The organism is Micromonospora sp. NPDC005194, assembly GCF_040608335.1.
Classification (GTDB): Bacteria; Actinomycetota; Actinomycetes; order Mycobacteriales; family Micromonosporaceae; genus Micromonospora.
Genome location: NZ_JBEXIA010000017.1, coordinates 97,439 through 117,032 on the forward strand (window position 1 = coordinate 97,439; position 19,594 = coordinate 117,032).

Genomic DNA, 19,594 nt, shown 5'->3' on the forward strand with positions numbered 1-19,594 from the left:
CCGAACGGAGACTCGACCATGAACCCGATCGTGCAGAAGAGCGGCCTGTCCGTCGTCGGCCTGCTGGTCGCCGGCGGTTGCGCCCTCGGCCCTGCGGTCGCCGCGCAGGCAGCGCCCGCGCAGGGCGCCCCGCCCTCGTCGAGCCAGACCAACCGGAGCGCGGAGCGCATTCTCGACGTCGACTACCAGGCCCAGCCGAACTTCTTCTACTGCGGCCCGGCCGCGACCCGGATCGCGCTCTCCGCGCAGGGCAAGGCGCTGTCCCAGGACGAGGTGGCCAAGCGGCTCGGCACCACCGAGGCGGGCACACCGTCGGCCCTGGACACCACCCGCGTGCTCAACGAGCTGACCGGCGGTCGCTACCGGACCACCGAGATCCGTGACTCGGTGGCCCGCCCCGACCAGGTCGAGCAGCTGCGCCGGGACGTCCTGGCCGCGATCGACGCCGGCCGACCGGTGGTGGCCAACATCAAGGGCACGACCGTGGACACCGACGGCAACCCGCACTCGTACGAGGGCGGCCACTACCTGACGCTCGTCGGCTACCGCGACGGCGGGGACAGCATCCGCGTCGCCGACCCGGCCGACCCGGCGCTCGGCGAGTACTGGATGAGCCTGCCGAAGGTCGCCAACTGGATCGCCGAGCGCGGCTACTCCTCCTGACCCTGACGGTTCACCGGGCCGGTCTCTTCCTCGCGGAGAGGCCGGCCCTGTCGTCGCGTCTGCGGGAGGCGTGGTGCGCTCGCCGACGCGCCCGGGTGGCCCGAGTCGGCCGGGCGCGGTGCAGATGGTGTCGGGTCGGCGGGGAGATGGCCGCCTCGCCGGCACCGGCCGCCTTGCGCACGATCCGGTTGGCGTCGTCGGGCTCGCACCCCGCCGCCCGGAGCAGGTCGCTGGCCGCGGTGCGCAGGCCGGTGACGAGGGCGTCGCCGAACGACCTGACCCCGGTCGCGGCTGCCCGTCCGGCCAGCTCGGCACACTCCTCGACCAGCTTCCGGGTGCACCGCGGGGTCTCGCCGACCCGGCACTCCGTTTGCATCTCCGCCACCGCCTGCCCCAGCCGGGCGATCGCGTCCGGCAGCTCCGCCGGAATCGGCTCGTCGTACTGCAGGGCGGTCGTCGACCAGCGGGCCAGCGCGTGGCTGTCCAGCAGCAGCCGCTCCAGGTGCGACGCGCTGCGGGCGTACCGGTGGAACTGTTGACGGCGGTGCCAGCGTGCCGGCGCGATGGTGACCACCTCCTCCGCCCCACTCAGCGAGTCGTTCAGGCGCCCCACGTCGCCCTCGGTGCCGCGAAGCCGCTCCAGAACACCCTGCGTTCGGTCGACGTCGCGCTGCCGTACCGCCTCCGCCAGCTCGGCGAGTTGCTCGCGCAGGACCGCGAAGATCGGCGTGGCGGCGCGGTCGAGCACCCGTATCGGGTTGATGGGCAGGAGCAGCGCGACCACCAGGAGGCCGACCGCGCCGCCGACGAGCGCGTCGAAGATCCGGGGCAGCTCTAGGCCACGTTGCATCGGGGCCAGCGTGGCGATCAGTACGGCGGTACCGCCAGCCTGGCCGACCAACGGCCCGCCCTTACCGGCCACCAGGAGGGCGCTGGCGACGGCTAGGGCGACGACCACGCCGGTCTGCCACGGCCCGGATCCGACGATGAAGCGCAGCGCGTCACCGATGACGATGCCCAGGCCGACGCCGAACAACAGCTCGAAGGTTCGTCGGGCCCGCTGGCCGATGGCGGTGGCGATCGTACCGACGGCGGCAGCCGGGGCGAAGACGTGCGCTCCGGGGCCGAGGAAGTGCTGGGCGATCAGGGCGGCGAGCGCGGCGGCCAGCCCGGCCTGGATCGAGATGACCAGGGTGACCTCCCACTGCCGGGCCCGGATGCGGCTGGCCTGCCCGCTGCGGTGTCGCACCCGCTCGACCGCCTGCCCGCTCCGCTCGGCAGCCTCGCCGAGCGCCGACCGGTCCCGGTCGGCTGGTGGGCGGTCGTCGGCCATGGCGGCGGTTACCCGGGGGACGTCCGGCCAATCGTGCCCCTCCGCCCCACCGGCACCGGCCGCACCAGCCGTACGTCAGCCACCGCCGTCCCGGCTGACCTGGTCGATCAGGCCGGCGAGCAGGGCGGTACGGGGTACGACGGAGTCCAGGTCCAGCCACTCCGACGGGCTGTGGTCCGCGCCGCCGACCGGGCCGAGTCCGTCCAGTACCGCCGCGCCCGCCTCGGCCAGCAGGTTCGCGTCGGCGCACCCGCCGGTCGCGGTGTGGGACACCGGTACGCCCAGCCCCGCCCCCACCTTCGCGGCCAGTTCGGTGAGTCGACGATCGACAGGGCTCGGCTCCCAGGGTGGGGTGGGCGCGTGGACGGCCACCTCGGCCCGGACTCCGGAGACGGTCGGCACGGCCACCAGCCGGCGGATCTCGGCCAGCGCCGCCTCGTACTCGCCGGTGCGCCAGGCGCGCAGGTCGACGAGCATCCGGGCCTGATCGGCGACCACGTTCGGCCGGTTTCCGGCGTGCAGGTGCCCGACGTTCACCGTCACACCCGGCCAGCGGCCGTTGAGCGCGTCCAGCGCGACGGTCAACCGGGCCGCGGCGAGCAGGGCGTTGGCGCCGCGTTCCGGTTCGATACCGGCGTGCGCCGCGCGGCCCCGCAGGGTGACCTCCAGGTCCGCCACGCCCTTGCGGGCGGAGACCAGGTCGCCGTTGTCGCGGGCGCACTCGAGGCAGAGCGCGACGTCGACCTCCGACCCGAGGCGGCGCAGCAGGGCCCGGCTGCCGGGCGAGCCGATCTCCTCGTCGGGGGTGCAGACCAGGATCAGCTCCCCGTACTCGGCCAGCCCCAACCGGGCCAGCACCTCCATCGCGGCCAGGCCGGCGAGCACACCGCCCTTGTCGTCGCACACCCCGGGGCCGTACGCCCGCCCGTCCTGAACCCGGAACGGACGGGCGGCTGCCGTGCCCGGCGGGAACACCGTGTCCAGGTGGCCGGCGAGCAGGATGCGGCGGGTGCCGCGTCCGCGCCGGCGGGCGATCAGCACGTCGCCCAGCGGCGTGCCGGCCGGGTCGGCGACAGGCTCCCGCTCCACCGCCAGGCCGGCGGCCAGGCACCAGGTCTGCACGAGATCGGCCGCCGCGCGCAGTCCGTCGAGCTGTCCGGAACCGGAGTCGATGCCGACCAGCTCGGCCAACCGCTCGTGGTACGCGGTAAGCCGGTCGCCGGCGGCGGTGAGCAGCGGATCCATCACAGCACCTTGTCGAGAAAGGCGCGGGTGCGCTCGTGCCGGGGGTTGCCGAGCACGTCCGCCGGTGGGCCAGCCTCGACGACCACCCCGCCGTCCAGGAAGGCCACCGAGTCGGCCACCTCGCGGGCGAAGCCCATCTCGTGGGTCACCACGATCATCGTCATCCCTTCGGCGGCGAGGCCCTTCATCACGTCCAACACGTCACCCACCAGCTCCGGGTCGAGCGCCGAGGTGGGCTCGTCGAAGAGCATCAACTTCGGGTGCATGGCCAGCGCGCGGGCGATCGCCACCCGCTGCTGCTGCCCGCCGGACAGTTGCCCGGGGTAGGCGTTCGCCTTCTCCGCCAGCCCTACCCGTTCGAGCAGCCGCAGCGCTTCGTCGCGGGCCGCCTCCCGGGCGGTGCCGAGCACCCGGACCGGCGCCTCGATCACGTTGCCCAGGGCGGTCAGGTGTGGGAAGAGGTTGAACCGCTGGAACACCATGCCGATGTCCCGGCGACGTCGGGCCACCTCGCGGGCCTTCAACTCGTAGAGCTTGTCGCCGCTGCGCCGGTAGCCGACCAGCTCGCCGTCGACCCAGAGCTGGCCGCCGTCGATCCGTTCCAGGTGGTTGATGCAGCGCAGGAACGTCGACTTGCCCGAGCCGGAGGGGCCGAGCAGGCAGGCCACCTCGCCGGGCGCCACAGCGAGGTCGATGCCCCTGAGCACCTCGATGGGGCCGTACCGTTTGGTGACCGACTCGGCCCGGACCATGGGGACCCGTTCGGCGACGGTCATCGCACTCCTCCTCGACTGAACCCGCGCCCGAATCGCCGTTCGACCGCCCACTGCCCGGCGGAGAGCAGACTGACCAGCGCCAGGTACCAGATCGCGGCGACGACCAGCAGCGGGATCACCTTGTAGTTGCCCTGGTAGACGGTCTGCACGGCGGTCATCAGGTCCCGCCCGGCGATGATCGAGACCAGGGCGGTGGACTTGAGCATGGTGATCGTCTCGTTGCCCATCGGCGGGATGATCACCCGCATCGCCTGGGGCAGCACCACCCGGCGCAGGGTGAGCGCCGGGCTCATGCCGAGCGCCGCGGCGGCCTCGGTCTGGCCGCCGTCGACGGCGAGGATGCCGCCCCGGATGACCTCGGCGGCGTACGCCATCTCGTTGAGCGACAGGGCCAGGACGGCGGCGACCGTGCCGGTGACCACCACGCTGGTGGGCTGGTCGAACAGGACGGTGCCGGTGAACGGCAGGCTCAGCGTCAGCCGGGGAAAGAGCGCGCCGAGGAAGCCGAAGAAGATGATCTGCACGAGCAGCGGCGTGCCCCGGAAGACCCAGATAAAGGCCCAGGAGACCGCCCTCAGCACGGGGTTGGGCGACAGCCGCATGACCGCCAGCAGGACGCCGCCGACGGTGCCGAGCACCATCGCCAGCAGGGTCAGCCAGAGCGTGGTGACCACGCCGTCGAGGATGTAGTCCTTGAACAGGTACTCGCCGATGGTGGCGGGTTCGAGGTTGGGGCTGTCCAGCAGCGCCCGGAGGAACAGGGCCGCCAGTCCGACCACGAGCAGCGCGGTCAGCCACCGACCGTAGTGCCGCACGGGGACCACCCGTACGGTCTCGGTGTCGTTCATGTGCAGTGCCTCCTGCGGAAAGCGGTGCGGCGGTCGCCGGGCGCCTTTCGGACCCGCCCTCACGGTGTGGAAAGGGCGCCCGGCGACCGCGGTTCAGGGGGTCGCCTACCGCGGGGTCAGTCGATGGCCTGGTCGATGGTGGCCTGCTTGACGGCGATCGGGGTCTGCTTCCACTGGCCGAGGATCTTGGCGTAGGTGCCGTCGTCGATCAGTGACTGCACGGCGGCCCGGTACGCCTCGGCGACGTCCTTCTTGCTCTTGAGGAAGCCGAAGCCGTTCGGGCTGGCCAGCCAGCCGTTGGGGGCGGACGGGTCGTCCACCAGGTCGGCCTTGCCGGCCAGCGTGCCGGCGGTGTCCACCAGGTTGACCTTGGTGGCGGCGACGACCTCGACGTTGCCGGCGATCAGGGCCTGCACGGCCTGCGGGTTCTCCGGGTACTCCTTGACCTCGACAGCCCTGCCGGCGCAGCTCTCCTTGGAGTACGCGGCCAGGTTCTTGGCCTGGTTGCTGGCCTTCTGCACGGCGACCTTGCGCCCGCAGAGGTCCGCGACGGTCTTGACGCCGAGCGGGTTGCCGGTCTTGACGAGGAAGCCGGTGCCGGAGGCGGAGTAGTCGACGAAGGTGGCGACCTGCTGGCGCTCCTTCTTGTCGGTGATGCCACCGGCGATGGCGTCGTACTTGCCGGCCTGGAGGCCGGGCACCAGCCCGTCGAAGGGCTGCTGGGTGAAGGTGGCCTTGATGCCCAGCCGGGCGGAGGCGGCGAGGAAGAGGTCGTAGTCCAGACCCTTGAACTCGTCGGTCCGCCCCTCCTGCTTGAAGTCGATGAACGGTTCGTAGGGGGCGTTGGTGGCGACCGTGACCGTGCCCCGCCCGCGCAGGTCGGCGGGGACCTTCTTGGCGAGGTTGGCGTCGGTGCTGATGGGGCCGACGCCCTCGACGGTGACCGTGACGGTGGGGGCCTCGCCGCCGGAGCCGGCAGCGGTGGAGGAGGTGCCGCCGCAGCCGGCGGTGACGGCGAGAAGGGCCGTGGCCGTGGTGGCCAGGGCGAGCTGACGGATGCGCATGGGGTGTCCTTCCGGGTGCCAGACGTACCAGCACCCGGACTGTAACGCACATTACTATTTCTGTGGGGTTACAGTTTTCTGTAACGGCGGTCAGCCGATGTGGAACTCCTGCTGCGCCTGTTCCATCGCCTTCAGTCGGGTGCCCGCGACCGGCCCGAGCCGGTCGATCACCGCCGCCACCACCGTCTCCACCAGGGCCAGCGCCGGAACGAAGCTGTCGTACAGCGAGGGCGACTCCACCCGGCCGGGCAGCACCACCTCGGCCAGACCGGCCACCGGGGACAGCCACCGGTCGGTGAACAGCACCACCCGGGCACCGCGCCCGGTCACCTCGCGGGCCAGTGCCAGCGTCGGCTCCTCGTACCGCCGGAAGTCGAAGAGCACGACCAGGTCACGCCGGCCCACGTCGACAAGCATGTCGGTGCGCTCGACCGGGCTGGCCGGGAGCAGCCGGCTCCCCCCGCGTACCTGCATGAGGTGCAGCACCAGATAGTGGGCGAGCAGCCCGGAGAACCGGCCGCCGGCCGCCGTGACCCGCAGCTGCTGGTCGGCGAGGAGCCGGGCCGCCGCGTCCAGCTCACCCTGCGGCAGCTCGACGAGCGTGCGGGCGACCGCCTCGGGCAGCCGCGCCGCCGCGCGGGACAGCGCCCCCGCCGGCGGTTCGCCCGTTCGTTCCGCCGCCCGGTACGCGGTCAGCGGCGAGACCTCGCGCTCGGTCAGCTCGTCGCGCAGCGCGCGCTGGAACTCCGGGTAGCCACCGAAGCCGAGACGGCTGAGGAAGCGCAGCACGGTCGGCGCGCTCACCTCGGCGCGCTCGGCCAGGGCGGCCACCGTGCCGAGCCCGGCCGCCGGATAGGCGGCGAGCAGGGCCCGCGCCACCCGCCGCTCGGCCGGGCTGCACTCACCGAGGCGCTGCCGGATGAGGGCGGCCACCCCGACGGCCGCCGGCTCAACGCCGTCGGGATCAGAACCGCTGGGGTACGCCACCGGCCGGGCGCCCGGCTGGTCGGCGTGATCGGAGGTCGACACGCGCTGAGCCTAGCCGTGGCCCGAGGCGGCGCGGACGCGCCGAACGCGTCCGCGCCGCAGCGGTGATCAGGACTTCGTGACGGTGCAGCTGTAGTCGGCGCTGCCCGATCCCGAGTACGCCTCCAGCTCGACGTAGTAGGTCGCCGAGCCGGACGCGGTACGGGTGGTGGACGCCGACTCGCCGGTGCCGGCGCCGTCGTTGACCGACCTGGTGAGCGTGCTTCCGGTGGAGCTGAGCAGGTAGAGATCGGCGTCGTACGCGGTGGGCACCGCGCAGTTCACGGACAGCGTCTGCCCGCTGGCGAGGCTGACCGTGAAGTAGTCCCGGTCCGTGCCGCTCTTCATGTCCCCCGTGATGGTCAGCGGGTAGCTGCGGCCGGTCACGTCGTTGGCCGCGGCGCGGGAGTCGTTGGCCTCGACCTCGGCATAGCTGGATCCGCCGGTGGGCGGCGGCGTGGAGCAGTCGGTGACCGGCGTACCGCTGTAGAGGCTGCCGCTGGGGACGCCACTGGTGACGCTCTTGAGGTAGTAGCCGCAGGTCGGCCGGTTGCCGAAGTGGTAGCTCTGACCGCTGGTCAGCTTCCAGATCTTGAAGTTGGAGTAGGTCAGGGGTTGGCCCGAGCTGGCCACCTCCGGCTGGTGGTCGCCGAGCACGACGTACGCGCTCGGCCCGCTGAGGGTGGCCAGGCCGAAGCGGTCGATGAAGAGCGAGGCGCCCTCCTCGACGCCCACTCCCCACGCCTTGCCACCGCTGGTCCGGCCATCCTTGATGGACCGCGCCACGAACGCCATGAGCCGGCCCATCCGGTCCCGGGTGACGAAGTGCGAGTCGTTGATGGTGTCGGCGTAGTTCGGCCAGCGGAACATCCCGGTCGTGAACGTCATCGACGCGTCGTACGGATCGTCGAGGGCGATGGCCGAGGTGGCGCTGCCGCCGCAGGCGTCGTACACGATGTCGCTGTTGACGTGGTGCCCGGCGCTGCCGCCGCCGACCCCGCCGCCCTTGGCCACCACCGACTCGACGGACGCCTCCAGCGCGGTGCCCTTCCACGCCACGTACCGACACTGGTCGCCGCCGGCGAAGTAGACGAACTCGGCGTTGCGGATGTCGGTGTTGACCTGGCTGTTGTTGCCGTCGCTGGCGGCGGTGAGGGTGAGCGTGGTGCAGGAGTTGACGCCGCTCAGCCCGGTGATCACGTCACACTCCGGGGTGCCGGTGCCCGATCCGGCGACGACGGCCACGTCGATCGAGCCGGAGCCGCCGCGAATCGCGGCGATCGCCTGGTTCATCGTCGCGGCCACGATGCCGCCCGAGCCGTTCATGGTGTACGCCGGGCCGGACCAGCTGGCCCGGCTGACGTCCGTCGAGCTGCCCTGCCGGACCCGGGTGACCTGGGCGTACGCGGCGGTCACCCCGATCGGTGCCACGGTCAGCAGGGTGGTCGTGGTGACGAGCACCGCGAGCCGCTTGCGGATGGGGTTACGGGAAGGGGACATGGGCACCTCCGAGGGGCCACGAATCGATGAAACAGAAGTTACATCCATCACGTTCGTTGCTCAATAAGTAACCCCTGTTACATCTCGTCGCAGCGCGCGGCGACGTGGCCCGGCCGCCACCACCGGGACGAGCGGTATGACTCCCCGCCATATTTATGACGCAGAGTCATACCGCTCCTGGTGAAACGTGCCAGGTGGGCCGATCGTCAGACCGGACGGATGCCGATCACCGCGTCCACGAACGACGTCGTCGAGCCGACCCGGTACCCGGCGAAGCCACGGCCCCGGGTCACCTCGGCGGCGAACTGCGGGTCCTTCTCGTACGACGTGCCCGACGTCGACGCACAACCGGCCTGGTCGACCAGTCCCTCGGCGAGACCGACAAGTGCATAGTCGTAGAAGACGTCGTCCGAGGCCGGGACGGTGCACGCGCCGGCGGTCGGGGTCACCCGCTGCTTGCCCGGCGAAATCACCGGTTGCCAGCGGCCGGACCGGTAGCGGTCACCGGAGGTGAGCCGGCTCCACCGGACCCCCTCGATGCCCCACACGGCCGACTCGGTGACGCGGGCGCGGCGCAGGTCGAGCACGCTCACGCCGCGCGTGCCGAGGACGCGCAGCGACTGCCGCGGCGTGCCGACCCCGGTCACCTCCAGTGCCGTGTCCTCGTCCAGGCCGAAGACCCGCTGGTGCCGGGTGTCCGCCGCCAGCCGGATCGACCGGGCCTCCCGGCCCCGCCGCGAGAAGTGCGTGTCCAGCAGGCCGTCGGTGAAGAATCCGAAACCACCCTTGGGCAGGTACGCCAGCACGCCGGCGTCCTCGAAGTAGCCGGGCCGGGCACCGTCGCGCAGACCGGGCTCGGTGGAGCCACCGGTGATCATGTCGCGGCCGGCCATGATCTGCGCGCCCGCGCTCGTGCCGGCGACCACCGCGCCGGCGCGGAGCTTGCGCCGCACCGCCGCCAGGGCCGGCGTGTCCCGCTGGGCCTTCCCCCGGGTCATCGTGGTGACATAGCGGTACTGGTCGCCGCCGCCGAAGAAGAAGCCGGTCATCGAGTCGATCTGCCGGACCACGGCCGGGTCCTCGGCGGCGCCCGACCGGTCCAGGTCGATCGGGATCCACTGCGCGTCGGCCACGCCGTAGCTCCGGAACAGCGTGGCGTAGTAGTCGCCGTTGCAGACACTGTTGTTGCAGTCCGGGGTGGCCGCGTCCGGATCCTCGGCCGGCACCGGAGCGGCCGCGGTGAAGATGCCGATGCGGGCCTTGCCGACGCCGCCGGCCAGCCGGACGATGTCGCCGTAGACGGCAGCGTTGTCGTCGGCGAGCCCGCCGCCGACAAGGACCAGACTGCCGCCACCGGAGTGGGACGGATGGGCCGAGGCTGGTGCCGCGGCCAGCGGGACGCTCATCGCGACCGCCGTGCACACGCCGAGCCCGAGGGCCAGCAGGCGGTTCAGGGGCATGACTGCTCCTCACAGGAGACCGTGAGGGCGGGCCGAGACGAAGCGTACGACAGCGTCCCGACGCGAACAACGGGTCGCCGTCAAATCCATCGGCGACCGTAGGTTTGCCCGACCGCTGCGGGGTACCAGGGGCCACACACCCACCGACCGCAACCGGTAAGGGGCCCAGATGAGCAATCCACAGACCACCGACGATGAGGATGTCGTCGACATCCTCATCGCCGACCACCGCGAGGTCGAGACCCTCTTCGTCGAGCTGGAGACGCGGCAGGGCACGCCCGAGTACCGCCGGCAGCTCACCGACGTGCTGATCGCCGAGCTGGTGCGGCACGCGGTGGCCGAGGAGGCGTACGTCTATCCGACGGCTCGCAAGGCACTGCCCGACGGCGACCAGATCGCCGACCACGAGATCGACGAACACGCCGACGCCGAACGGACCATGAAGGACCTGGAGTCGGTTGACCCGTCCGACCCCCGCTTCGACGAGCTGCTCGCCAACCTGACCAGCACCATCCGTCACCACGTGCAGGACGAGGAGAACGACCTCTTCCCCCGGCTGCGCGCGGCCACGGCCCGTGAGGAGCTGGTCGAGCTGGCCGGGAAGGTGACGGCGTTCAAGAAGGTGGCGCCGACCCGGCCCCACCCGAGCGCGCCGGACCGCCCGCCGGCGAACAAGCTGCTCGCCCCCGGCACCGGGCTGATCGACCGGCTGCGTGACGCACTGCGCGACCGGCCGACGTCGATGGACGAGCTACGCGAGAAGCAGCAGCGCTGACCGACGTACCGTCCGACAGGGACAATCCCGGGCCGCCGACACCTCGGCGGCCCGGGAGACGTCCGGTTCGTCAGCGGACCTGGTCACCCTCACCGGTACGCGCCTGCGCCTGATCCACGCCCTTGTCGATCTGGTCGTCGTACTTGCCGCCCGTGCGCTTGTCGGCCATGTCGCCGGCCTTCTCCATGCCCTGGTCGACCTGCTTGTCGTGCTTGTCCGTGACGTCCTTGGCCTTGTCCATGAAGTCACCCACGGCGCTCCTCCTCGGATCGTTTCCACTTGCGTTCCCTGGGCCTGTCGGCGCAAACACCGACGGTCCGGACGGGGATGGCGCGATTCGGGTGTCGGTGCATCGCCGGCCGGGTACCGACTCGCCGAGGTCGAGGAGGGCCGACATGACGGCAGACGAACCCGGGGCGGACGCCGCGCCGACAACCGGCACCGCGTCCACAACCGGCACCGCGTCCACAACCGGCACTGCGGCGACGACCGGTGAGACCGGTGAGACCGGTGAGACCGGCCCGCGCCAGGCGTGGGCCAGCCTGCCCTGGCTGGTCCGGACCGCGGTGCTGTGGAGCGCCTGCCTGGTGGTGATCGTCGCCGGGCTCTATCTGCTGGGCCGGATCGCCGTCCTGCTGGCGCCACTGGCCATCGCGCTGGCCGCCACCATCTTCCTCACCGCGCTGCTCGACCCGGTGCTGCTCCGGCTGCGCCGCCTGCGCCTGCCCGCGGCACTGGCCGCGCTGCTCACCGTCCTGCTGCTGCTCGGCATCCTGGTGGGGGTCGGCGCGCTGGTGTGGAACCTGACCGCCAGCCAGTTCGACCAGCTCAGTCAGGAGCTGACCCAGGGGCTCGACCGCAGCCGTGACTTCGTCACGTCCACCCTGCCGGTCAGCGACGCCCAACTCGACAAGCTGGTCGACCAGGCCCGGGAGGGGCTCAGCGGCAGCTCTCCGGACCCGGTGTCGGGCGCCCGGACGGCCAGCGAGGTCGTCGGCTCCGCGCTGCTCGCCCTGGTGCTGCTCTTCTTCCTGCTCAAGGACGGCAGGTCGATGTGGCACTGGGTGCTGTCCCGGATGACCGGCCCGAACCGACCGGTGGTGGCCGAGGCCGGCCGGGCCGGCTGGCAGACGCTGGGCGCGTACAGCCGGGGGACCATGCTGATCGCCGCGATCGACGCGATCGGCATCGGCCTGGCCCTGGTGCTGCTGCGGGTGCCGCTGGCCCTGCCGCTGGCGCTGATCACCTTCCTCGGCGGCTTCGTACCGATCATCGGGGCGACGGTGGCCGGCGCGGTGGCGGTGCTGGTGGCGCTGGCGGCCAACGGGCCGACGACCGCCCTGCTCACCCTCGCCGCGGTGGTCGCGGTGCAGCAGATCGAGGGCAACCTGTTGGAGCCGCTGGTCATGAAGCGGCAGGTGCGCCTGCACCCGGCCGTCATCCTGGTGGCGGTCACCGCGGGCACCCTGATCGCGGGCATCGCCGGCGCCTTCGTCAGCGTTCCGATCACCGCCGTTCTCTGGCGAGTCATCGACACCGTTCAGCGCCGCCGCTCCACCACGGACGCGCCGGCACTGTCATGAGCGGCGCGGCGCGGCGGTCGTCCGGGCGAGATGGGTGGTGAACCAGGTGCCGGCGTGTTCGGCGACCTGGTCGAGCGCGCCGGGCTCCTCGAAGAGGTGGGTGGCCCCCGGCACCACCCACAGTTCGCCGACCTCCCCCAGCTCGGTGAGCGCCTGCTCGTTGAGCGTGAGCACTTCCTCGTCCAGGCCGCCGACCAGCAGCAGCGTCGGGGTACGCACCTGGGCCAGGGCGGCGCCGGCCAGGTCGGGTCGGCCGCCCCGGGAGACCACCGCGCCCACCCGGTCGGCGCGGTACGCGGCCGCGACCAGCGCGGCGGCGGCGCCCGTGCTGGCACCGAAGAGACCGATCGGCACGTCACCGGCGGGGCTCTCGACCGCCAACCAGTCGACGATCCCGGCCAGCCGGCTGGCCAACATCCCGATGTCGAACCGCAGTTCGGCGGTGCGCGTGTCCAGCTCGTCCTCGTCCGGCGTGAGCAGATCCACCAGCACGGTGGCGAGGCCGCGGTCGGTCAGCGTCCGGGCCACCGCGACGTTGCGTGGGCTGTGCCGCGAGCTACCGCTGCCGTGCGCGAACAGCACCACGCCGACCGGCCGTGGGGGCAGCATCAGATCGGCGGGAAGCTGGGCGTCCCGGATCGGAATGGTCACCGTGCTGCGCTGCTCGTCCATGCCGCACCTCCGCGTGCTCGCCTCTGGCCCGCTTACCCCACCCGCCGCGTCGCACGCGCCCCGCGCCCGCCGCATCGCGCGGCTTCCGGGGCGGCGTTTGCCGGGTGGGCCGCCGGGTACGCGACGACCGACCGCAGACCGTGTCGGCGCACCGGCGCCCCGACGGATCGCGAGGATCAGCATGGCCAAGCAGCAGATCTCCCGGCAGCAGCAGATGACCGAGCGCGACCAACGTGAACAGGACGCGGAGCGCAACCAGGACTTCGGGGACCAGGCCGCCTCGGCCCGGCTGCCCGACGATCCCAAGGCGGCCGCACCCCGCGACGCGATCGGGCGGCCCTCGACCGGCGAGCCGGTCTGACGTACGCGCGTGACGGCCGGGGCGGGAGTGCTCCCGCCCCGGCCGTCACTGCTCGTGCTCGGGCAGCCGCAGCAACGGCGACCGGCCCGGTGGCTGCTCCGGCGGCGGCCCCGAGGGCTCGGCCGGCGGCACCGGCACGGTCACCGGCTCATTGCAGGTGACCCGCAGCATCTGGTCGTGGTGGCGGAGCTCCACGACGTCGTCCGGGCCCCCGTGGCGCAGCGAGTACGTCGTCTGGTGCGGCCGGACGTCCACCCGCAGCGCCAGCCCGCGCCACTGAACGGAGAACTCCAGGCGGCTGAGCCGGCTGGAGAGCCGGGGCGCGAACGACAGCTCACCGTCGTGATCGCGCAGCCCGCCGAACCCGCTGACCAGGGCGAGCCACGCGCCGGCCAGCGAGGCCATGTGCACGCCGTCGCGCGTGTTCTCGTTGAGGTCGTGCAGGTCCATGAGCGCGGCCTCGCGCAGGTAGATGTGCGCCAGGTCGGGATGGCCCACCTCGGCGGCGAGCACCGACTGGGTACAGGCCGACAGCGACGAGTCGCGCACCGTCCGTCGTTCGTAGTAGAGGAAGTTGCGCACCTTCTGCTCGGGGGTGAACGCGTCCCCCCGCCAGTGCATGGCCAGGACCAGGTCAGCCTGCTTGACAACCTGTTTGCGGTACAGATCGAAGTACGGGTAGTGCAGCAGCAGCGGGTACTTCTCCGCGGGTGTGTGCGGGAAGTCCCACTCCTGCAGCCGGGTGAACCCCTCCACCTGCTGGTGCACGTCCAGCTCGTGGTCGTACGGCACGTGCATCGAGGTCGCCGCGTCCCGCCAGCTCGCCGCCTCCTCGTCGGTGACACCGAGGTGGAACGCCTCATCCCGGTAGCGCATCACGACCTCGGCGGCGGTGAGCAAATTCCGCTGGGCCATCAGGTTGGTGTAGACGTTGTCGTTCTTCACCGCCGTGTACTCGTCGGGGCCGGTGACCCCGTCGATGTGGAACTGGCCGTGCCGGTCGTGGTGCCCGATCGAGCGCCACAGCCGGGCGGTCTCGACCAGCAGCTCCAGACCGATCTCCCGCTCCATGACGGTGTCCCCGGTGACCAGCACGTACCGGCGGACCGCGTCGGCGATGTCGGCGGCGATGTGGAACGCCGCGGTGCCTGCCGGCCAGTACCCGGAGGATTCCGGCCCCTCGATGGTCCGCCAGGGAAAGGCAGCGCCCTTGAAGCCGAGCGTCTCGGCCCGTTCCCGGGCCTGCCCCAGCGTGCTGTGCCGCCACTGCAAGGCGCTGCGCACCGCGCTCGGCTGGGTGTACGTGAGCACCGGCAGGACGAACATCTCGGTGTCCCAGAAGGCGTGCCCGTCGTAACCGGGGCCGGTCAACCCCTTTGCCGAGATCGGTCGCTGCTCGGCCCGGGCGCCGGCCTGGAGCACGTGGAACAGACCGAACCGCACGGCCTGCTGGATCTCCGGATCGCCCTCGACCAGCACGTCGGCCGCGTCCCAGAACTCGTCGAGGTAGTTGCGCTGCTCCCGGTGCAGACCGTCCCAGCCGTCCAGCCGGGCCCCGGCGAGCGCCGCGCCGACCTGGTCGCGGAGCGCGGGCAGCGAACGGCGGCTGGACCAGCTGTACGTCAGGTACTTGACCACCCGCAGCTTCTCGCCGGGCCGGAGCACGCAGCCGACGGTGGTGCGAACCCAGTCCTCGTACCCCTCGGACTCGATGGTGGTGTGGTCCGGGCCGTGCACCTCGTGCTCCATGGCGGCGGCCACCCGCAGCCCGGAGACCTTGGTGCGGTGGATCAGCTGCCCGCCGTCCGGTGTGGTCAGCTCCTCCTCGGCCTGCAACGGCGACTCCAGCACCGCCGCGACCCGGGGGTCCTTGCTCTGCGCCGGCAGCGACTCGTTGGCGACCAGTTCGGACTGGACGATCAGCCGCAGCGGGCCGTCGACGGCCTCCACCTCGTAGCTGATCGCGGCGACCGACCGCTGGGTGAACGACACGAGCCGGGTGCTGCGGACCTTGACCTCACGGCCGGCCGGCGAGCGCCAGTGCAGCTCCCGGTGCAGGGTGCCGGCCCGCATGTCGAGGATGCGCTCGTGCGACAGCAGCTCGCCGTAGCGGACGTCGAGCGGTTCGTCGTCGACGAGCAGCCGGATCAGCTTGCCGTTGGTGACGTTGACGATGGTCTGCCCGGACTCGGGGAACCCGTAGCCGGCCTCCGCGTACGGCAGCGGACGCAGCTCGTAGAACGAGTTGAGGTAGGTGCCGGGCAGGCCGTGCGGCTCGCCCTCGTCGAGGTTGCCGCGCAGACCGACGTGGCCGTTGGAGAGCGCGAAGACCGACTCCGACTGGGCCAGCACGTCCATGTCCAGGCGGGTCTCCCGGATGTGCCAGGGCTCGACGGGATAGGCCCGTTCCCGGATCACGCGAGGCCCCGCTCGCCGGTGGGCGCCCGGCCAGCGGTGTCGCCGGCGGGGCGGGGCGCCGGCGGGTCGGCGTCGCCCGCGTCGAGCAGGTCGGCGAGATCCTTCACCACGACGTCGGCGCCGTGTGCGAGCAGTTCGTCGGCCTGTCCCACCCGGTCGACACCGATCACATACCCGAAGCCGCCGGCCCGGCCGGCGGCCACCCCGGAGAGCGCGTCCTCGAAGACGGCGGCCTGGGTGGGGTCCACACCGAGGATCCTGGCCCCGGCCAGGAAGGTGTCGGGCTGCGGCTTGCCGCGCAGCTTCTGCTCGCGGGCGACGAGCCCGTCGACCCGCGCCTCCAGAAGGGCCTCCAGCCCGGCCGCGGCGACCACCTCGCGCCCGTTGGCGCTCGCGGTGACCACCGCCCGACGCAGCCCGGCGGCGGCCGCCGCCCGCAGATAACGCACCGAACCCGGGTAGACCTCGACTCCGGAGGTGCGCAGCTGTTCCAGCAGCAGGACGTTCTTGCGGTTGCCGACACCGTTGACGGTGTCGGCGTCCGGCGGGTCGTCGGGGCTGCCCTCGGGGAGCACGATCCCCCGGGAGCCGAGGAACGACCGGACGCCGTCGGCGCGGGGCCGGCCGTCGACGTAGCGGTTGTAGTCCGGGCCGGGGTCGAACGGCTGGAAGGGTTCTCCGGTTGCCGTGGCCCGCTGCCGCAGGAACTCGTCGAACGTCTTCGTCCAGGCGGCGTTGTGCACCCGGGCGGTCTGCGTCAGCACACCGTCCAGATCGAAGAGACAGGCGGTCACATGAGCAGGTAGGCCCAGCACGGTACGAATCTAACCACCCGGCCCGGCCCGCAAACCCGTTTTCGGCCGCCCGTGGCCTGGCTCAGTTCGGCCGCAACGTCCAGATCACCGTCATCGCCGAGGTGGTCGTGCCGTCCTCGGTGGCGATCTCCACCTCGACGGCGAACTCGGGCCGCCGACCGGACTCCAGCTCGGCGATCACCTCCGGGGCGGGCCGCCCGAGCCGCGCGGCGGCCAGCACCGGCCCCCGGGCCAGCTTGCGGTAGGCGATCTCGGCCCGGACGGCGAGCGGCACGCAACGGTCGAGCAGCTGCCCGAAGGCGGCCAGCACGACCGCGCCGGAGGCCGTCTCGCCGAGCGTGAACATCGCCCCGGCGTGCGGGCCGCCGACGTGGTTGTGGGTCGCCGGCGTGTCGGGGAGTCGGACGACGGCCCGCACCCCGCCGTCCGCCTCCGGTGCCACCTCGACGAATTCGATGCCGAGCGTACGGGCGAACGGCACCGCTTCCAGGATGCCGGCCGCCACCTGGCGGGAGTCGATGGTCATAGCCCGACGTTACTTCTCGGTAACCAGGGCGGCAACCAGGGTTTTTCCCGGCTACCGATGGGTCAGAGGTTGGCGATCGTCCGCAGGATCTCCGCGTAGAAGTTGCCGTCGATGCTGCGGAAGAGCGAGAAATCCTGACCCGGGTCACCGAAGAACGGACGCAGCGTCCACGCCAACTGGGTGCCGACGAACCCGAAGAGCAGGATCCAGATGTAGAGCAGCGTCATGCTGGCCGGCCGCTGCGTCGGCTCGCCGCGCCGGGCCGGCGGGGTGGCCCACGGACGCTGCGCCGCCGGGTAGCCGGGCGGCATCATGCCGGGCGGGAACGAGCCGGGGGCCGGCTGTCCGCCCCACTGGGCCGGGACGTGGGCCGGGACGTGCGCCGGGGTCTGCACCGTCGGCGTCGCGGCGGGCGTGCCACCGTTCGCGGCCGACCCCGCCACCGCTGCTCCCGCCGACACGGCGACCGGCTCGGCACCCGCATCGGCGGACGAGGCCGCACCGGCGGGCACGCTGGCCGGCACCGAACCGGCGGGCACGGCAGCCGGCACCGCCGGCGCTTGGGCGTTGACCTGGCCCGCGGCCCCGGCCGTGGCCACCGCCGGGGCGAGCAGGCCGTGGTCGTTGAGCACCTGCATCCCGCCGGTCAAAAAGCGCAGCCCGACCAGCGCCGACAGCGTCAGGATGGCGACGTTGAGCAGCTTGAAGAAGCCGTAGTCGGGCGCGGTGATCAGGAAGAAGAGGCTGATCGGTGCGAACGCCACCGCGAGCATCGACGTGACCGTGATCGCGACCATCACCAGCGCCAGCGACTGGCGCACCGACAGCCGGGCGCCGAACACCAGGTTGAACAGATAGAGCGTGGGCAGGCAGATGGCCAGCGTGACCAGGAACAGCAGCGGCAGCTTCAGCGCGGACGTGAGCGCCATCAGCGGGCTGTGGAACGCCCCGAGCACCGCGCCGTAGCAGGCGAGCGCGATGGCGGAGCTGGCCAGCATCCGCCCGGTCAGCGCGTTGAGGTCGCCCTCGGCCACGATCTGCTGCCAGATGCCCTGCCGGTCGCGCAGGATGCGCTCGATGACGAGCGGGCTGGGACGGTCACCCGACACGGGTGCACCCCTTTCGGTGTGTCACATAGTGGACTAGGTGGGCAGACGGTAGGACACCGGACGGACCTCCCGCCACCCCGCTACGGCGTGGCGTCACCGCCAACCCACGTCGATCCGGGCCCCGCGCTCGTCGAAGAAGTGCAGCGCGTCCATCCGAACCGACACGGCGAGCGGATGACCGGCGGTGACCGCCGGGTACGGCGCCAGCCGCACCGCCAACTCGGCCGGGCGACGGTGGTGCCGGCCCGGGTCGGGGAGGACGCTGGTCCGCGTGGCACCGTTCGAGACCTCCTGGGGCTCCACCGGCTTGCCGGTGAGCCGCTGCATCACCGCACCGAACCGGCGCAGCCCTCGCTGGCCAACGGGCGGCGGGTCCAGAGGCGCGCCCATCTCGTCCACGACGATCGCGGTCGCCCCGATGTCGAGGAACGCCAGCGATTCGTGCCCGTGGTGCTCCAGGTAGCGGATCCGGCCGCGCAGCACGTCACCGGGGCTGTCCGGGGCGACCGGGGTGAGCGCCTCGGCCCGCATCCCGACCACGATCCGCTCGCCGTGGTAATGCGCCACCGCCCGGCTGCGGATGTCGTTCCACGGCAGGTAGAGCGACTGGTCACCGAGGTTGAGCGTGACGTACCGGTCGAGGTGGACGTAGACCGACGCCTCCAGCAGGTTCATCCGGGGGCTGCCCAGGAAGGCGGCCACGTAGAGCGTCGCCGGGCGGCCGTACACCTGGGTGGGTGTGCCCACGTCCTGGAGCACGCCGCGGCGCATGATGGCCACCCGGTCGGCCATGGTCAGCGCCTCGGCCTGGTCGTGGGTGACGTAGACGGTGGTGACGCCCAGCTCCCGGGTCAGCCCGGAGATCTCCGCGCGCAGCTCGGCGCGCAGCCCACTGTCCAGGTTCGACAGCGGCTCGTCCATCAGGAACAGCCCCGGTCGTCGGACGATTGCGCGGCCCATGGCGACCCGCTGGCGCTGGCCGCCGGAGAGCTGGCCCGGCTTGCGGGCGAGCACGTCGCTGATGCCCAGGGCGCTCGCCACGTCGGTCACCCGCTCACCGCGCGGCTCCGGTTCGACACCGGCCAGCCGCAGCGGAAAGGCGATGTTGTCGCCAACGGTCATGTGCGGATAGAGCGCGAAGTCCTGGAAGACCATCGCGATCTTGCGGTCGCGTGGCGGCAGGTCGTTGGCCAGCTCCCCGTCCAGCAGCACCGCGCCCTGTGTCGGGTCCTCCAGACCGGCGATCATGCGCAGCACTGTGGACTTGCCGCAGCCGGATGGCCCCAGCAACACCATGAACTCGCCGTCGTTCACATCCAGATTTATGCTGTCGACGGCCAACGTGCCGTCCTTGAAAACTTTGGTCACATCTTTGAGCGCGACGGTGCTCACCGTCACCTCCCCCAGGTCGTCGGCCGAA

The 19,594-nt window shown here is 72.0% G+C and carries 19 protein-coding genes; 4 read left to right on the forward strand and 15 right to left on the reverse strand.

Going from position 1 to position 19,594, the window contains the following annotated elements; genetic code table 11:
* Positions 1-18 precede the first annotated feature (18 nt).
* Positions 19-663 carry a C39 family peptidase gene (locus ABZU53_RS17030; protein WP_354861907.1) on the forward strand — a complete coding sequence of 215 codons (645 nt, stop codon included), beginning with the start codon at positions 19-21 and terminating at the stop codon, positions 661-663.
* Positions 664-673: 10 nt separating this feature from the next.
* Here ABZU53_RS17030 and ABZU53_RS17035 read toward each other — a convergent pair whose 3' ends face one another.
* From ABZU53_RS17035 to ABZU53_RS17070, 8 genes are all read right to left on the reverse strand, one after another.
* Complete coding sequence (locus tag ABZU53_RS17035; protein WP_354861905.1) at positions 674-1,996, reverse strand: FUSC family protein; 1,323 nt, start codon at positions 1,994-1,996, stop codon at positions 674-676.
* 75 nt (positions 1,997-2,071) lie between these two features.
* Positions 2,072-3,241, reverse strand: a complete 1,170-nt coding sequence (locus ABZU53_RS17040; RefSeq protein WP_355066662.1) for a M20 family metallopeptidase — start codon at positions 3,239-3,241, stop codon at positions 2,072-2,074.
* Positions 3,241-4,017: an amino acid ABC transporter ATP-binding protein gene (locus ABZU53_RS17045; RefSeq protein ID WP_355066663.1), complete on the reverse strand. Its 777-nt coding sequence runs from the start codon at positions 4,015-4,017 to the stop codon at positions 3,241-3,243. Before ABZU53_RS17045 ends, ABZU53_RS17040 begins: the two co-directional genes overlap by 1 nt.
* Positions 4,014-4,865, reverse strand: a complete 852-nt coding sequence (locus tag ABZU53_RS17050; protein WP_355066664.1) for an amino acid ABC transporter permease — start codon at positions 4,863-4,865, stop codon at positions 4,014-4,016. Before ABZU53_RS17050 ends, ABZU53_RS17045 begins: the two co-directional genes overlap by 4 nt.
* 116 nt (positions 4,866-4,981) lie before the next feature.
* On the reverse strand, positions 4,982-5,929 hold the full coding sequence (locus tag ABZU53_RS17055; RefSeq protein ID WP_355066665.1) for a transporter substrate-binding domain-containing protein: 948 nt from the start codon (positions 5,927-5,929) through the stop codon (positions 4,982-4,984).
* Positions 5,930-6,019: 90 nt separating this feature from the next.
* Complete coding sequence (locus ABZU53_RS17060) at positions 6,020-6,958, reverse strand: MurR/RpiR family transcriptional regulator (protein WP_355066666.1); 939 nt, start codon at positions 6,956-6,958, stop codon at positions 6,020-6,022.
* A 66-nt stretch (positions 6,959-7,024) separates the two neighbouring features.
* Positions 7,025-8,455, reverse strand: coding sequence for a pre-peptidase C-terminal domain-containing protein (locus ABZU53_RS17065; protein ID WP_354861896.1), 1,431 nt, complete (start codon positions 8,453-8,455; stop codon positions 7,025-7,027).
* 206 nt (positions 8,456-8,661) lie between these two features.
* On the reverse strand, positions 8,662-9,915 hold the full coding sequence (locus ABZU53_RS17070; RefSeq protein WP_355066667.1) for a cyanophycinase: 1,254 nt from the start codon (positions 9,913-9,915) through the stop codon (positions 8,662-8,664).
* 169 nt (positions 9,916-10,084) lie between these two features.
* Between ABZU53_RS17070 and ABZU53_RS17075 the strand changes: the two genes are divergently transcribed.
* On the forward strand, positions 10,085-10,690 hold the full coding sequence (locus tag ABZU53_RS17075; RefSeq protein ID WP_355066668.1) for a hemerythrin domain-containing protein: 606 nt from the start codon (positions 10,085-10,087) through the stop codon (positions 10,688-10,690).
* Between the two features lie 70 nt (positions 10,691-10,760).
* Here the strand turns inward: ABZU53_RS17075 and ABZU53_RS17080 are convergent, their stop codons facing one another.
* The gene (locus tag ABZU53_RS17080) at positions 10,761-10,943 is read right to left on the reverse strand and encodes an antitoxin (RefSeq protein WP_355066669.1); all 183 of its coding nucleotides are present in this window, start codon (positions 10,941-10,943) and stop codon (positions 10,761-10,763) included.
* A gap of 142 nt (positions 10,944-11,085) precedes the next feature.
* On the opposite strand from ABZU53_RS17080, the gene ABZU53_RS17085 reads away from it, so the two are divergent.
* The gene (locus ABZU53_RS17085; protein ID WP_355066670.1) at positions 11,086-12,273 is read left to right on the forward strand and encodes an AI-2E family transporter; all 1,188 of its coding nucleotides are present in this window, start codon (positions 11,086-11,088) and stop codon (positions 12,271-12,273) included.
* Here the strand turns inward: ABZU53_RS17085 and ABZU53_RS17090 are convergent.
* On the reverse strand, positions 12,268-12,945 hold the full coding sequence (locus tag ABZU53_RS17090) for a dienelactone hydrolase family protein (RefSeq protein ID WP_354861958.1): 678 nt from the start codon (positions 12,943-12,945) through the stop codon (positions 12,268-12,270). The genes ABZU53_RS17085 and ABZU53_RS17090 overlap by 6 nt on opposite strands.
* 181 nt (positions 12,946-13,126) lie before the next feature.
* Between ABZU53_RS17090 and ABZU53_RS17095 the strand changes: the two genes are divergently transcribed.
* Complete coding sequence (locus tag ABZU53_RS17095) at positions 13,127-13,306, forward strand: hypothetical protein (RefSeq protein WP_354861957.1); 180 nt, start codon at positions 13,127-13,129, stop codon at positions 13,304-13,306.
* A gap of 45 nt (positions 13,307-13,351) precedes the next feature.
* On the opposite strand, the gene ABZU53_RS17100 is transcribed toward ABZU53_RS17095, so the two are convergent.
* The 5 genes from ABZU53_RS17100 to ABZU53_RS17120 form a co-directional block, all read right to left on the reverse strand.
* Positions 13,352-15,724, reverse strand: a complete 2,373-nt coding sequence (locus tag ABZU53_RS17100; protein ID WP_355066671.1) for a glycoside hydrolase family 65 protein — start codon at positions 15,722-15,724, stop codon at positions 13,352-13,354.
* On the reverse strand, positions 15,721-16,539 hold the full coding sequence (locus ABZU53_RS17105; protein ID WP_355066672.1) for a beta-phosphoglucomutase family hydrolase: 819 nt from the start codon (positions 16,537-16,539) through the stop codon (positions 15,721-15,723). The genes ABZU53_RS17100 and ABZU53_RS17105 overlap by 4 nt, the downstream gene beginning before the upstream one ends.
* Before the next feature lie 61 nt (positions 16,540-16,600).
* Positions 16,601-17,065 carry a DUF4442 domain-containing protein gene (locus tag ABZU53_RS17110; RefSeq protein WP_355066673.1) on the reverse strand — a complete coding sequence of 155 codons (465 nt, stop codon included), beginning with the start codon at positions 17,063-17,065 and terminating at the stop codon, positions 16,601-16,603.
* Positions 17,066-17,127: 62 nt separating this feature from the next.
* The gene (locus ABZU53_RS17115; RefSeq protein WP_355066674.1) at positions 17,128-18,174 is read right to left on the reverse strand and encodes a hypothetical protein; all 1,047 of its coding nucleotides are present in this window, start codon (positions 18,172-18,174) and stop codon (positions 17,128-17,130) included.
* Between the two features lie 93 nt (positions 18,175-18,267).
* The gene (locus ABZU53_RS17120; protein ID WP_354861948.1) at positions 18,268-19,566 is read right to left on the reverse strand and encodes an ABC transporter ATP-binding protein; all 1,299 of its coding nucleotides are present in this window, start codon (positions 19,564-19,566) and stop codon (positions 18,268-18,270) included.
* Positions 19,567-19,594 lie beyond the last annotated feature (28 nt).